This is a genomic window from Silicimonas algicola (assembly GCF_003148765.1).
In the GTDB taxonomy this organism is placed as follows: Bacteria; Pseudomonadota; Alphaproteobacteria; order Rhodobacterales; family Rhodobacteraceae; genus Silicimonas; species Silicimonas algicola.
This window is the reverse complement of record NZ_QGGV01000001.1, coordinates 52,815-66,563: the sequence shown is the minus strand read 5'-3', so window position 1 is coordinate 66,563 and position 13,749 is coordinate 52,815. Positions and strand designations below refer to the sequence as shown.

General features: G+C 65.0%; 10 protein-coding genes and 1 pseudogene. 6 read left to right on the top strand and 5 right to left on the bottom strand.

Annotated elements, in window-relative coordinates; genetic code table 11:
- Window positions 1-99: 99 nt before the first annotated feature.
- From C8D95_RS00285 to C8D95_RS00260, 6 genes and pseudogenes are all read left to right on the top strand, one after another.
- Window positions 100-1,557, top strand: coding sequence for an amidase (locus tag C8D95_RS00285; protein ID WP_109757167.1), 1,458 nt, complete (start codon window positions 100-102; stop codon window positions 1,555-1,557).
- Window positions 1,558-1,573: 16 nt separating this feature from the next.
- Complete coding sequence (locus C8D95_RS00280) at window positions 1,574-2,626, top strand: ABC transporter ATP-binding protein (protein WP_241239768.1); 1,053 nt, start codon at window positions 1,574-1,576, stop codon at window positions 2,624-2,626.
- Window positions 2,623-3,513, top strand: coding sequence for an ABC transporter permease (locus C8D95_RS00275; protein ID WP_109757166.1), 891 nt, complete (start codon window positions 2,623-2,625; stop codon window positions 3,511-3,513). The genes C8D95_RS00280 and C8D95_RS00275 overlap by 4 nt, the downstream gene beginning before the upstream one ends.
- Window positions 3,510-4,313 (top strand): ABC transporter permease, encoded by an 804-nt coding sequence (locus C8D95_RS00270; RefSeq protein WP_109757165.1) that lies wholly within the window; start codon window positions 3,510-3,512, stop codon window positions 4,311-4,313. Before C8D95_RS00275 ends, C8D95_RS00270 begins: the two co-directional genes overlap by 4 nt.
- Before the next feature lie 31 nt (window positions 4,314-4,344).
- Window positions 4,345-4,584 (top strand): annotated as a pseudogene (locus C8D95_RS00265) (extracellular solute-binding protein); the annotation flags it as partial.
- 29 nt (window positions 4,585-4,613) lie between these two features.
- A complete protein-coding gene (locus C8D95_RS00260) occupies window positions 4,614-6,050 on the top strand; it encodes an amidase (RefSeq protein WP_109757164.1) in 1,437 nt (478 codons plus the stop codon).
- Window positions 6,051-6,060: 10 nt separating this feature from the next.
- On the opposite strand, the gene C8D95_RS00255 is transcribed toward C8D95_RS00260, so the two are convergent.
- The 5 genes from C8D95_RS00255 to glgC form a co-directional block, all read right to left on the bottom strand.
- Window positions 6,061-7,092: a histone deacetylase family protein gene (locus tag C8D95_RS00255; protein ID WP_109757163.1), complete on the bottom strand. Its 1,032-nt coding sequence runs from the start codon at window positions 7,090-7,092 to the stop codon at window positions 6,061-6,063.
- Between the two features lie 69 nt (window positions 7,093-7,161).
- Window positions 7,162-8,766, bottom strand: a complete 1,605-nt coding sequence (locus tag C8D95_RS00250) for an alpha-amylase family glycosyl hydrolase (RefSeq protein ID WP_109757162.1) — start codon at window positions 8,764-8,766, stop codon at window positions 7,162-7,164.
- A gap of 25 nt (window positions 8,767-8,791) precedes the next feature.
- Complete coding sequence (glgX, locus tag C8D95_RS00245; protein WP_241239767.1) at window positions 8,792-10,903, bottom strand: glycogen debranching protein GlgX; 2,112 nt, start codon at window positions 10,901-10,903, stop codon at window positions 8,792-8,794.
- Entirely contained in the window at window positions 10,900-12,333 is a 1,434-nt protein-coding gene (glgA, locus tag C8D95_RS00240; RefSeq protein ID WP_109757901.1) for a glycogen synthase GlgA, read from the bottom strand. The genes glgX and glgA overlap by 4 nt, the downstream gene beginning before the upstream one ends.
- A 21-nt stretch (window positions 12,334-12,354) precedes the next feature.
- Window positions 12,355-13,629, bottom strand: coding sequence for a glucose-1-phosphate adenylyltransferase (gene glgC, locus C8D95_RS00235; protein WP_109757160.1), 1,275 nt, complete (start codon window positions 13,627-13,629; stop codon window positions 12,355-12,357).
- Between the last annotated feature and the right edge of the window lie 120 nt (window positions 13,630-13,749).

Genomic DNA, 13,749 nt, shown 5'->3' with positions numbered 1-13,749 from the left:
TGAGCTTGTCTAACCCGACAGGCGTCGTCCATCGCGGCTGGCGACTTGCCCTTCCACCGAGCGGGTGCCAAGCTTGACCCGGGGCGGGCACGGCGGGCGATGGACGAGCTTTTCGACACCGAGGACATGACCGGACTTGCGGCCCATGTGGCGGATGGCCGGGTGACCGCTGTCGAGTTGCTGGACGCCGCCATCGCGCGGTGCGACAGGGTGAACGGCCATCTCAACGCGGTCGTGCTGCGCTTCGACGATGTCGCCCGTCGGAAGATCGCCGAGGGGCTTCCCGAAGGACCGTTCCGAGGCGTGCCGTTTCTTCTGAAGGACCTCGGTGCCGAGGCCGTAGACTATCCCTCTCACAATGGATCGCGCCTTCTGCACCACACGACCTACGACCGCGACTCGGCGATCTACGAGCGGATCGCGGCGGCCGGTCTCGTGACGTTCGGGCGCACCGCCTCTCCCGAAGGCGGCGTGGGTCCTGTGACGGAAGCGGCGGTTTATGGCGGTCCGACCTGCAATCCCTGGGACACCTCGCGCACGCCCGGTGGATCGTCGGGCGGATCGGGCGCCGCCGTCGCGTCGGGGATCGTGCCCGGCGCGCACGGCTCGGATGGTGGCGGGTCGGTTCGCATCCCGGCGTCCAACTGCGGCCTCTTCGGGTTCAAGCCGACGCGCGCGCGATTGCCGGATGGGCCCTACGCCGGGGAAGGCTGGGCCGGCATGGCGACCGACGGCTTCCTGACGCGTTCGGTTCGGGACCAGGCAGCACTTCTCGACGCCTGTGCAGGCCCGGACCTGGGAGCACCCTATGTCGCGCCGCGTCTGCAGGGCACGTTCACCGAGGCAACACGGACGGCCTTGCCGCAACGACGCGTGGCGCTTCTGACGACGTCGCTGACCGGAGCCGAACTTGCCCCGGCCTGCGTCGAGGCGGCCCGCGAGGCTGCGAGGACGCTTGAGGGTCTGGGCCACGAGATCGTCGAGATCGCGCCACCGCCAGCGGACACGCAAGGCATGATGCTCGCGTGGTGCAAGATCGTGGCTTGCGGCACGGCCCTCTGGATCGACAAGACCGTGGCCGCGCGCGGACGGCCGCTGGAGGAGGGCGAGGTGGAACGCATCGCCCTCTCGGCCCGCGACTACGCGCGAGGCTTGTCCGGTGCGGACTACCTCGACGCGGTCGGCAAGATCCACTCCTACGGCCGTCAGATGGCCAGGGTCTTTCTCGACTTCGACATCCTGTTGACGCCCACGATGGCCGAGCCGCCCGCAAAGGTGGGCCGGTTCTCGCACGACCGGGACGACTATCTCGCCTATCGCACGGCGTCGGATGGTGTCTTCGCCTATTCGCCCTTCACCGCCGCCTTCAATGCCACCGGCCAGCCAGCCGCATCGGTTCCGCTTCACTGGACCGAGGACGGCCTGCCCGTCGGCATCCACCTCGCCGCGCGTTTCGGCGCCGACCTCGATCTGATGAGCCTCTGCGCGGACCTCGAACGCGCCTGTCCATGGGCACAGCGGAGACCGGCGGTTTGGGCGGGACGTACAGACCCGTGACGACAGGAGATCTTCCGTGAGCCCGTCCGCCATCGAGATCGTCGACGCCGCGAAGGTCTATGGTTACGGGGCGAGTGCGGCGCGGGCCCTGGGTGGAGTATCACTGGGCATCCGCACGGGCGAGTTCTTCACCCTTCTCGGCCCCTCCGGCTGCGGAAAGACAACGCTTCTTCGGCTTATCGCGGGCTTCGAGATGCCGACCGAGGGAACCATCCACATCGGCGGCAAGGACATGACCGCCGTGCCACCGAACAAGCGGCCGGTGAACACCGTATTCCAGTCCTATGCACTTTTCCCGCATCTTACCGCGCGCGAGAATATCGCCTTCGGTCTTCAGATGCTGGGACGCCCGAGGGACGAGGTGGCGTCGGAGGTCGAGAAAATGATCGCCCTCGTCAAGCTCGAGGAGATGGCCGACCGCCGTCCGGGACAGCTTTCGGGAGGCCAGCAGCAGCGGGTCGCCCTCGCTCGGGCCTTGGCGCCGGCGCCACAGGTCCTTCTCCTTGACGAGCCTCTTTCGGCCCTCGATCTGAAGCTCCGAAAGGAAATGCAGCTCGAGCTGAAGCGGCTCCAGACCGAAACGGGCATAACCTTCGTCTTCGTCACCCACGACCAGGAAGAAGCGCTGACCATGTCCGACCGGATCGGCGTGATGAGCGGGGGCCGGCTGCTTCAGGTCGGAGCGCCTCGCGAGATCTACAACCGCCCCGTCGACCGCTTTGTCGCCGACTTCATCGGCGAGACGAACTTCATCCCGGCAGAGGCCCGCGGCGACCTCGTCAGGGTCGCAGGTGTCGATCTGTCCTTGCCAGGCGCTGGCAACGGACCAGTGACGCTGGCCGCACGGCCCGAACAAGTGCGCATCGGCAGCAACGGCCCCCTTCCGGCGACACTGACGCGCACGGTGTACTTCGGGACCGACACGCATTGTCACATGACGCTGTCGGACGGCACCGAAATCGTCGCACGCCTGCAAAGCCCGCCCTCGGGCGACATCGGTCTGAGAGATGGTCAGGGCGTGAGGATCGACTTCGCGCCCGGCGCGCTCCAGATCCTCGAGGGCGCATGACGGGCGCGGCGTCCTCGACCCGCTCGGGCTGGCTTCTGTCCCTGCCGGCGCTCGTTCTTCTGGCCCTAGGCGCGGCAGGGCCGCTGCTGATCGTCGTCGTCTACTCCTTCCTGGAACCGGGGGAGTACTCGGGCGTCGTCTGGAACTTCACGACCGAGCCCTGGTTCAGGGTGTTTCTCGAGCGGGACATCTTCGACGGGACCGTCAGCCTTGCCGATGCGCATCTGACGATCTTCTGGCGGTCGGTGAAGCTGTCGCTTCTGACGACCCTCATCACCTTCGCCGTGGGCTTTCCCACGGCCTGGTTCATTGCCACGCGTCCGCCTTCCAGCCGCGCGATCTGGCTCTTCCTCATCACCATCCCGTTCTGGACCAATCTGCTGATCCGTACCTTCGCCATCAGCGAGATCATCCGGAACCAGGGTCTTCTGAACACCGCGTTGCTCAAGTTCGGCCTGATCGAGACCCCGATCCAGATCCTCTATACCGACACGGCGGTGCTCATCGGCATGGTCTATGTCTATCTGCCTCTGATGGTCCTGCCGCTCTTCGCCGCCATCGACCGCTTCGACTTCAAGCTCGTCGAGGCGGGCTACGACCTCTATGCCTCGCGCTGGAAGGTGCTGCGCCGGATCGTCCTGCCGATCGTGCGTCCGGGCATCGTGGCGGGGTCGATCCTCGTCTTCGTCCCCTCGCTCGGCGCCTATGTCACGCCGCGCATCCTGGGCGGCGGCAAGAACATGATGGTCGGCAACTTCATCGAGCTTCAGTTCGGGCAGGGCCGTAACTGGCCCCTCGGGGCGGCGCTGTCGATGCTGCTTCTCCTGATCGTGCTGGCAGCGCTTCTGGCCTACGTCCGCGTCACCTCGTCCGAGAGGCCGCAATGAGAGGACGCCGGTTCGACATCACCGCACTCCCGGGATTCTCGGCAATCGCGATCGGCGTCTTCGTCGTGCTCTATGCGCCGATCGTCACGATAGTCGTCTACTCTTTCAACGCTTCGAACTCGGTGGCCGTCTGGGGCGGATTTTCGTTTCGGTGGTACGAGATCGCGTGGGAAAACACTCAGGTTCAGGACGCTACCATCCGCTCGCTGGTCGTTGCCGTCTCGGCCGCGCTGATTTCAACGACGCTCGCCACGATGGCCGCGCTCGGGACGACACGGCGCGGGCGGTTCAAGGGACAGACCTTCATCTACGTGATGATAAACCAGCCCCTGATGGTGCCGGAGATCGTGACGGCCGTGGCACTCCTGATCTTCTTCGCCACCATCAAGGTCGCGACCGGCTACCAGGGCCTGGGCTATCTCATCCTTGCCCACTCCGCCTTCTGCATTCCCTTCGCATATCTGCCGATCCGAGCGCGTCTCGAGGGCATGGACCTCACGCTCGAGATCGCAGCGGCCGACCTCTACGCCACGCCCTGGCAGACGTTCCGCCGGGTGACGCTTCCCCTCATGGCGCCGGGTGTCGCGGCAGGCGCGATGCTGGCCTTCGTCATCTCGCTCGACGACGTGATCATCACCGAGTTTGTCAAATCCGCCGGACAGGATACGCTGCCGACCTACATGCTGGGCCAGCTGCGCCGTGCCGTCACGCCCGAGGTGAACGCGATCTCGACCGCGCTTCTCGTCCTGACGGTGATGCTGCTGACGGCCTTCTTCCTGCTGACCAGAAGACGGGACTGATCCCGCGACCCATCCCAACAAAGGAGTGACCATGACCAGAACCCTGACATCCGCCGCCGCGCTATTCGCGCTGGCCGGAGGCGCCGCCGCAGAGGGCGAACTCAACATCTACAACTGGGGCAACTACACGAGCCCGGACCTCATCAAGAAGTTCGAGGAGGAATTCGACGTCAAGGTGACCGTCACCGACTACGACTCGAACACCACCGCGCTGGCCAAGATCGAGGCGGGCGGGCACGGCTTCGACATCGTGGTGCCGACGCACAGCTATGATACCGCGATCTGGACCGAGCTTCAGAAGTGACGGACCACAGGCGGGGGGCGGCGACGCCCCCCGATCTCACCTCGCTTGCGGCTTTTGACCTTTCGACGCGTCTCCGCCTTCGCGAGGTGTCGGCCCACGACGTGATGACCGCCTACCTCGACCGCATCGAGACGCTGAACCCTTCCATCAACGCCATCGTCTCACTTCGCCCGCGCGACGAGCTTCTGGCGGAAGCGGAGGCGGCCGACCTCGCGCCAGCAAGCGGACCTCTCCACGGGCTGCCCGTGGCGGTGAAGGACCTCGTCGCGACGAGGGGCCTTCGCACGACATGGGGCTCGCCGCTTTACGCCGACCATATTCCCGAAGCCGACGACCGGCTTGCCCGACGACTGCGCCGGGCAGGCGCCATCCTGATCGGCAAGACAAACGTGCCCGAGTTCGGCGCAGGGTCGCACAGCTTCAATCCCGTCTTCGGCGTGACACGAAACCCCTATGATCCCGCGCGGACGGCGGGCGGCTCTTCGGGCGGCGCGGCGGCAGCGCTGGCGATGCGGATGGTCCCGGTCGCGGACGGATCGGACATGATGGGTTCGCTGAGAAACCCCGCCGCCTTCTGCAACATCTATGGCTTCCGTCCAACCTGGGGTCTGATCCCCGACGACGCCGAGGGCGATCTTTATCTCCATCGCCTGGCAACGGACGGTCCGATGGCCCGGTGTCCGAAGGACCTGGCGCTTCTCCTCTCGGCGCTGGCCGGGCCGGACCCGAAGATGCCCTACGAGGTCGCCGTCCCGGACCTCTCGGCGCTCGACATCGAAGCGCTGAAAGGTGCCAGGATCGGCTGGCTGTCCGACTGGGGCGGCGTGCCCTACGAGGATGGCGTCCTCGACATCTGCGAGGCGGCGCTCGCCGAGATGTCGGCCCTGGGCGCGACCGTCGAGACGCTTCCTCCGCCCGTGTCGCGAGACGCAATCTGGGAAAGCTGGACCACGCTTCGCTCCTGGGCCATCGCTGCGGGGAAGGCCGATCTGTGGAACGACGCCGGCAAGCGTCAATTCATCAAGCCGGAGCTTCAATGGGAGATCCAGCGCGGCAACGCGATGTCCGCGCTTCAGGTCGATGGGGCAAGCCGCATCCGTTCGCGCCTCAACCTCGCCTTCGCCGATCTTTTCGGGTCGTACGACGCGCTCGCCATTCCGTCCGCACAGGTTTGGCCCTTCCCGGCGGACTGGCGGTGGCCAGAGAGCGTCGGCGACGTGGCGATGGACAGCTATCATCGGTGGATGGAATGCGTGATCCCGGTAAGCCTGACCGGCCTGCCCGCCGTGTCGGTCCCGGCCGGCTTCGGCGAGAACGGCTTGCCCACGGGCGTCACGCTGTTCGGGCCGCGCAACGCGGACCGCCGCATCCTGTCCCTTGCCGACCACTGGCACCAGGCAACCGATTGGCCGAACCGCAGACCGCCGCCGTAAGGTTAAGACGTCAGGCTCCTTCGAAACCCTCGAGGACATTTACAGCATTGATGCCCACGGCCTCGATGGCATAGCCACCCTCCATGCAGAAGACGGTCGGCAGACCCAGCCCGGCAATCCGCCGGCCTGCGTCCATGAAGTCCGGGCTGTCGAGCTTGAAGAAACTGATGGGATCGTCCTTGAAGGCGTCGACCCCAAGCGACACGACCAGAGCCTCTGCTCCGAAAGCACGGATCCGCGAGATGGCGTCGTCGAGTGCGCCGGACCATTCGCCGTAGCCTGTGCCCGGGGACATGGGGTAGTTCGCCGTCGAGCCCTCACCGTCCCCCTCTCCGGTCTCGTCCGCGAAGCCCAGGAAGTAGGGAAACGCATCCTCCGGCGCTCCGTGAAGCGAGGCGAAGAAGACGTCGCCGCGTCCGTAGAAGATGTCCTGCGTTCCGTTGCCGTGGTGGAAGTCGATGTCGAGGATCGCCACGCGCCCGGCGCCAGAGGCGCGGAATTGCTCGGCGGCGAGAGCGGCGTTGTTGATGAAGCAGTAGCCACCGTACATGTCCGCCGTCGCATGATGACCCGGAGGACGGCAGAGCGCGAACGCGGCCCATGCGCCTGAGATGACATGCGCGGTCGCGGCTTGCGCCGATGCGGCAGAGGACAGCGTCGCCTCCCAGGTCGTTCGGGTGATCGCGGTTTCGGAGGCAAGAGCGTAATAGCCGACCTTGCCGTCGATGTTGCGCGGCGGGCGTCCGGTCTGCATCCGGCGCACAGGTGTCGACGTGGCGATAATTTCGCCCGCGAAACCAGCCGCTTTCCACTCGTCCCACGCGCTCTCCAGGAATGCGAGGTATCCCGGATCGCTCATGTCGCGGATCGGGCCCATGTCCGCCTCACCGGGATCGACAATGTCGGTCAGCCCCCGCTCCTTCAATCTGGCGAGGACATATTCCACGCGGCTTGGCCGTTCATAGGGCGTGACGAGTTCGCCGCCGTGCAGTTCCGCCTGGGGGAAGTGCATCCGGTGCCGTTCCGAGAAGTAGGTGCGCATCTTGGTCCTCTTTACCTGTCGCGGCGGATCGTTCCCAGGTTCGCCGACGCTGATCGGCTGGCTCTCTACTCAATCCGGCTGCCTGATCGTCGGATTGCCGCTCATGATCGCGAAGCCGTTCGGGCCGAGCGCAAGCGCCCCCTTCTCTACGTTCGCATTGTGGCTCAGAACCAACTCGCCGCCTTCGCAAGGAAGCGACCTTGCCTCTGCCGAGAGGTTGAAGATGCAGAGCGTGTTCTCTCCGCGGCGGAAACCCAGCCACGGCTCGGGCAGCACCAGGAAGTCGCTTGCGCCCTTCATCAGGTCGACGCTGTTCTTCCGGAACGCCAACATCCGCTTGTAGAACGCAAGCACCGAGTCTTCGCCGCCATGCGTATCGACGGCGACCGCACGTTGAGGCTCGCGGACCGGAAGCCATGTTCGGTTGGCGTTGGAGAAGCCGGCGTTCGCTGCATCCTTCTCCCACACCATCGGCGTCCGGCAGCCGTCGCGACCCTTCTCTTCGGGCCAGAAGTTGATTCCGGCGGGATCGGTCAGTTCCTCGAAGCTCAGTTCGGTCTCGGTCTGACCCAGTTCTTCGCCCTGATAGATGCAGATTGATCCCTGCATCGATAGAAGAAGGGCCGCCGCCTGCTTAGCCAGGGATTCACGGTCGGCCGCGTGCCGCATCCAGCGAGAGACGTGGCGGTTCACGTCGTGGTTCGAGAAAGCCCAGCAGGGCCATCCTTGGGGCGCGCCCGCGAAAAAGCCCGCAATTCTCGTACGGAAGTGCTCCGCGGAGAAATCGGGACCCAGCATGTCGAACGAATAGGACTGATGCAAACGGGCGCCGGTGGTGTACTGGCCCATCATCTCGATCGCGTGGTGACTTTCGCCCATCTCACCGATCAGCACGCGCGCCTCGTAGCGGTCGGTCAGCGCACGCATCCGTTCCAGAAACGCCAGGTTCTCGGGCTGGTTCTTCGAGAACAGGTGATACTGCATGTTGTAAGGGTTGTTCTCGGGCTTCTCCTTCCTGCGGAAATCGGCCGCGTCGTCCCGCAGAAGCGCGTCGTGGAAGTAATAGTTCACCGTGTCGAGGCGAAAGCCATCGACTCCCCTGTCCAGCCAGAACGCCATGTTGTCGAGGTGGAAGTCCTGCACCTCGGGATTGTGGAAGTTAAAGTCGGGCTGCTCGGGCAGGAAGTTGTGAAGATAATATTGATGGCGGTGCGCGTTCCAGGTCCAGGCACTGCCGCCGAAGGCGGCCAGCCAGTTGTTCGGCGGCGATCCGTCCGGTTTGGGATCGGCCCAGACATACCAGTCGCCCTTGGGTCCGGCCGGGTTTGCGCGGCTTTCGATGAAGGCCGGGTGCAGGTTCGACGAATGCGAGATGACCTGGTCGATGATGATCCGGAGGCCCAAGTCATGCGCGCGCTCGACCATTCCGTCGAAGTCGTCGAGCGTGCCGAACACCGGGTCGATATCGCGGTAATTCGAGACGTCGTAGCCCATGTCCTTCATAGGAGACGTGCAGACGGGTGACAGCCAGACCGCGTCGACCCCGAGGTCAGCGAGGTAGGGAAGCCTTTGCGTGATACCCGGCAAGTCGCCGATACCGTCGCCGTTCGCGTCCTGGAAAGACCGGGGATACACTTGATAGGTCACCGACCCTCGCCACCAGTCTTCGCTCATCCGGTCGTCCTTTCGTACATTTCGATCATCGTCCATCGTCGCGCGCGAACAGAGCCACCGAGTGTCGCGCCAAGTAGACCTCACCTTCGCAAGCCTGAGGCATTGCATCGGGATCCGCCGTATCAAGCACGCGGAACCACCTGCCCTTGGGCAACCAGACCGAAGTCTCGCCCGCCGCGTTGAAGAAGGCAAAAACATCCGTTTCGTGCTTCGGCAAGGCCTTTTCCGACGACTCGCGGATAATCACCCCAACCGAGTGCCAGTCCGCGTTCTGCCAGTCGTCGTCCGTCGGAGTTGCGCCATCGGCGCGGCGCCATTCCAGGTCGGGCGGGTGATCCTCGCCGCGCCGCTGACCGTGCAGGAACCGCCGCTGAGACAGCACCGGATAGGCGCGCCGCAAGGCGATCAGGCGCCGCACAAACCTCAGGAAACCGTCGTCGGCGCCGCTCCAGTCGATCCAGCCCGTCTCGTTGTCCTGGGCATAAGCGTTGTTGTTGCCGGACTGGCTGTTGCCGACCTCGTCGCCGCCGAGGATCATGGGTGTGCCCTGCGACAGGAAAAGCGTCGCCAGCAAGTTGCGCCGTCTCAGGTCGCGCGCTGCGATCACGTCCGCATCGTCGGTCGGACCTTCGATGCCGAAGTTCTCGGACTGGTTCTCGTTGTGACCGTCGCGGTTGTCCTCGCCGTTGGCCTCGTTGCGCTTGTGGCTGTAGCTGACGACATCGGACAGCGTGAAGCCGTCGTGGCAGGCTATGAAGTTGACTGACGAGACCGCCGCGCGTCCACCGTGGTCGAACAGTTCAGCCGACCCCAGAAGGCGCTTCGCGAGATGGGCCGCGCCGTAAGGATCGCCACGCCAGAAGCGCCGCACCTCGTCGCGAAACTTGTCGTTCCATTCCAGGAAGGGATAGGGGAATCGACCCAGGCGATAGCCGTCCGGCCCTACGTCCCAAGGCTCGGCGATCAGTTTGACCCTCGACAGCACGGGGTCCTGCCTCAGTGCGTCGAGAAAGGCAGACTCCGGCTCGAAGCCCTCCGGTCCTCGAGCAAGCGCACTGGCGAGGTCGAAGCGGAAGCCGTCGACGTGCATGACCTCGACCCAGTAGCGCAGCGAATCCATCACCATCCGAAGAACCATCGGATGGTCGAGGTTCAGCGTATTGCCGGTGCCCGTGAAGTTCTCATAGTCGCGCCCAGAGCCGATCAGCTTGTAGTAACTTCGATTGTCAATGCCACGGAAACTGAGCGTTGGGCCAAGCTGGTCCGCCTCGCCCGAGTGGTTGTAGACCACGTCGAGGATGACCTCGATCCCGGCGGCGTGGAAGCGGCGTACCATCGCCTGGAATTCCCACACGGCCTCGTGGCTCATGTAGCGCGGTTCGGGCGCGAAGAAGCCGATGGTCTGGTAGCCCCAATAGTTCCGCAGGCCTCGCACCTCGAGGAAGCGGTCGTTCAGAAAGGACTGGATCGGAAGCAACTGGACCGCGGTGACGCCGAGGCGGGTGAGGTGATCGATCATCGGCTCGGAGCTCATTCCGAGGAACGTGCCGCGCAATGACGGATCGATGCCGGGGTGCGCCATGGTCAGGCCACGCACGTTCGCCTCATAGATCACCGTGCCGCGAAGGTCGTGGCGAGGCGGGCGGTCGTCGCCCCAGTCGAAGCTTGCGTCGGCCACCACGCACTTCGGCATGGCGAAGGCGCTGTCGCGGGTGTCGAACGACAAATCCCCCGCCGCGCCGCCGACGCGGTAGCCCATCAGGGCATCCGACCACTTCAGCCGCCCGACTATCTGGCGCGCGTAAGGATCGAGCAGGAGCTTGTTCGCGTTGAACCGTTGCCCATTCTCGGGATCGTAGGGGCCGTGGACGCGCAACCCGTAGCGAGTACCCGGCGTCAGCCCCTCGACATGACCGTGCCAGATGTCGCCGTCCCGCTCGGGGAGCGCCAACCGGGCGATCTCGCGCCGGCCGTCATCGGTGAAAAGGCAAACCTCGACGCGCGCGGCATGGGCGGAAAAGACGGCGAAGTTGACGCCTGCGCCGTCGAAGGTCGCCCCCAGAGGCCAGGGTTGCCCGCCCGCGACCGAACGATGCGCCAGTCGTGTCGGCGCCCCTTTCGCACGGGTCGGATTCACGTCGAGAGGCTCCTGTATATCTCGGCGTATTGGCGAGCAGGTCCAACCCAGCTCACGTCGCTTCGCATCGCGCGCCGTATCATGGCGTTCCATGTCTTGCGGTCGGCGTAGAGGCGTAGGAGATGACGCAACGCTCCGGCCAGTCCGGTGGCGTCCACCGGATGGAAGGAAACGCCCGTCGCCGCACCTGCGGCCAGCGTGGCGGGCGTGGCGCCGATCACCGTGTCGTTCAGCCCACCCGTTGCCGCGACGAGGGGGAGCGTTCCGTAGCGCAGTCCGTACATCTGCGTCAGGCCACAGGGCTCGAAGCGCGACGGAACGAGGACCGCGTCGCCGCCAGCGAACATCTGGTGCGACAGGCTTTCATCATAGCCGATCCTGACGCCGACCCGCTCGGGCCGCCGCGCCGCGGCCGAGACGACGGCGGCTTCGAGCGCGGGATCTCCTGAGCCCAGAACGACAAGGCCCCCGCCTGCAGCGGCAAAGGCGTCGATGCCTCCCGCGATCAGGTCGATGCCCTTCTGCTCGGTCAGACGGCTCACCACGATGGCCAGAGGGCCTTCGACCGGGCCAAGTCCGAATTCGGTGAGGAGACGCGATCTGTTCGTCGCCTTGCCCTTCATCGAGCGCTCGGAATACGGCACGATGTCCGGGTCCGTCGCCGGCGACCAGATCGTCTCGTCAACGCCGTTCAGGATACCGTCGAGGTCGCCTGCCCTCGCCTGGAGGACACCCTCGAGACCCATTCCGAACTCTGGCCGCATGAGCTCCTCGGCATAGGTCGGCGACACCGTAGTGATGCGATCCGCCGTGACGAGACCGGCCTTGAGCGTCGAGAGGTTGCCCCAGTATTCCAACCCATCCCGGGTGAATTCGGCTGCCGGCAAGCGCAGGGCGGCCAGCTTTGCAGCGGGCGCAACGCCCTGGAACGCGACGTTGTGGATGGTGATGACTGACCGTGGCCCGGTCGCGCCGCCGTAGCGCAGGTAGGCGGGCGCGAGGCCGGTCTGCCAGTCGTGCGCATGAAGGATGTCCGGGGTCCACCCGTCGGATCCCCCGCCCTTTGCGATCTCGGCCGCAGCCCAGGACAGGGCGGCGAAACGCTCGGGGTTATCGGGATGGTCGCGGCCCTTGTCGGAGTAGATGCCCCCCGACCGGTCGTAGAGGTGCGGCGCCGAAAGGAGCAGAACGGTCAACCCCTCGACGGTTCCCTTCAGGACGCGCGCCGGACCGCCGAACAGATCCCCGGACGTCCAGATGACTTTCCGCCCCTTCAGCTTCGTCTCGACACCGGGATAAGCCGGCACCATGACCCGCATGTCCCAGCCTTCCGCCGCGACGGCCTTGGGCAAGGCGCCGACGACATCGGCAAGACCGCCGGTCTTGACCAGCGGGACGCACTCCGAGGCGACCGACAGAACCTTTCCCAAGCCTCTTCCTTCCGTCTGGCGTCAGCCGAGCTTGGCGGCCCGGCGATCCAGCATGTCCTGCGTGATGAGAACGATCCCCGTGTCCGTGCGCCGGAACCACTTGCCATCTTCCTCGGGGTCTTCGCCCACCACGAGGCCCTCCGGGATGACCACCCCCCTATCGATGACGCAATTCCTCAGCTCTGCCTTTCGATTGACGGTGACGTACGGAAGTACCACCGAGCATTCGATGGACGAGAAGGAATGCGACCGGACGCCGGTGAACAGAAGCGAGTTCTTCACCTCGGAGCCCGACACGATGCAATCGCCCGAGACGAGGGACGACACCGCCATGCCGCGTCGCCCGTCTTCGTCGTGGATGAACTTCGCGGGAGGCACCAGTTCGGCGTAGGTCCAGATCGGCCAGGTGGTGTCGTAGATGTCGAGCTTGGGCACGAAATCGGTGAGGTCGATATTGGCTTGCCAGAAGGCATCGATGGTGCCGACGTCGCGCCAGTAGGGCTCTTTCTCGAGGCCGGAGCGGACGCAGCTTTCCGAGAATCGGTGCGCCATGGCCTTGCCGTTCTTCACGATGCCCGGGATCAGGTCGTTGCCGAAGTCGTGGCTGGAATTGGCGTCCTCGGCATCTTCGAGCAGAAGCTCGCGCAGGAACTTCCAGTCGAAGACGTAGATGCCCATGGAAGCGAGGGCGTGGTCCGGATCTCCGGGGATCGCCGGTGGGTCCGCTGGCTTTTCGAGGAAATCCGTGATCCGCCCCGTCTCGTCAATGTGCATGACGCCGAAGGCGACTGCCTCCATTCTCGGGACGGTGAGACAGCCGATGGTGACGTCCGCGCCGCTGTCGACGTGCTGACGCAGCATGATCTCGTAGTCCATCTTGTAGATGTGGTCGCCCGCCAGAACGATGATGTACTCGACATCGTAGCTGTCCACGATATCGACGTTCTGGGTGACCGCGTCCGCCGTGCCCAGGTACCACTTGCTTTCGTTCACACGCTGCGACGCGGGCAGGATGTCGAGGTATTCGTTCCTTTCCGACCGGAAGAAGCCCCAGCCCCTCTGCATGTGGCGGATCAGCGAATGCGCCTTGTACTGGGTTGCGATCGCCATCTTCCGGATGCCCGAGTTCAGAGCGTTCGACAGAGCGAAGTCGATGATCCGCGTCTTGCCGCCGAAATAGACCGCGGGTTTTGCCCTCCTGTCGGTCAGCTCCTTCAGTCGGCTGCCGCGTCCTCCTGCCAGAACGAAGGCCATCGCCTTGGTCGACAGGCGCTGATTGGGTCTAGGCTGCTGCATTTCTTCCTCCCCTCTTCGGCAGGTCAGGCCTGCCGGAAATTAACGATCCGAGCAATGGCGGAACAACCGGGGGCCACTGAACCTCCCCAAGCCGTTCCGCGCCGTCGGTCGTGACCGATC

Bases quoted from the DNA above. Each gene is read 5' to 3' on its own strand.
- C8D95_RS00285 (WP_109757167.1), top strand. From the start codon at position 100: ATGGACGAGCTTTTCGACACCGAGGACATGACCGGACTTGCGGCCCAT.
- C8D95_RS00275 (WP_109757166.1), top strand. From the start codon at position 2,623: ATGACGGGCGCGGCGTCCTCGACCCGCTCGGGCTGGCTTCTGTCCCTG.
- C8D95_RS00270 (WP_109757165.1), top strand. From the start codon at position 3,510: ATGAGAGGACGCCGGTTCGACATCACCGCACTCCCGGGATTCTCGGCA.
- C8D95_RS00255 (WP_109757163.1), bottom strand. From the start codon at position 7,092: ATGCGCACCTACTTCTCGGAACGGCACCGGATGCACTTCCCCCAGGCG.
- C8D95_RS00250 (WP_109757162.1), bottom strand. From the start codon at position 8,766: ATGAGCGAAGACTGGTGGCGAGGGTCGGTGACCTATCAAGTGTATCCC.
- glgC (WP_109757160.1), bottom strand. From the start codon at position 13,629: ATGCAGCAGCCTAGACCCAATCAGCGCCTGTCGACCAAGGCGATGGCC.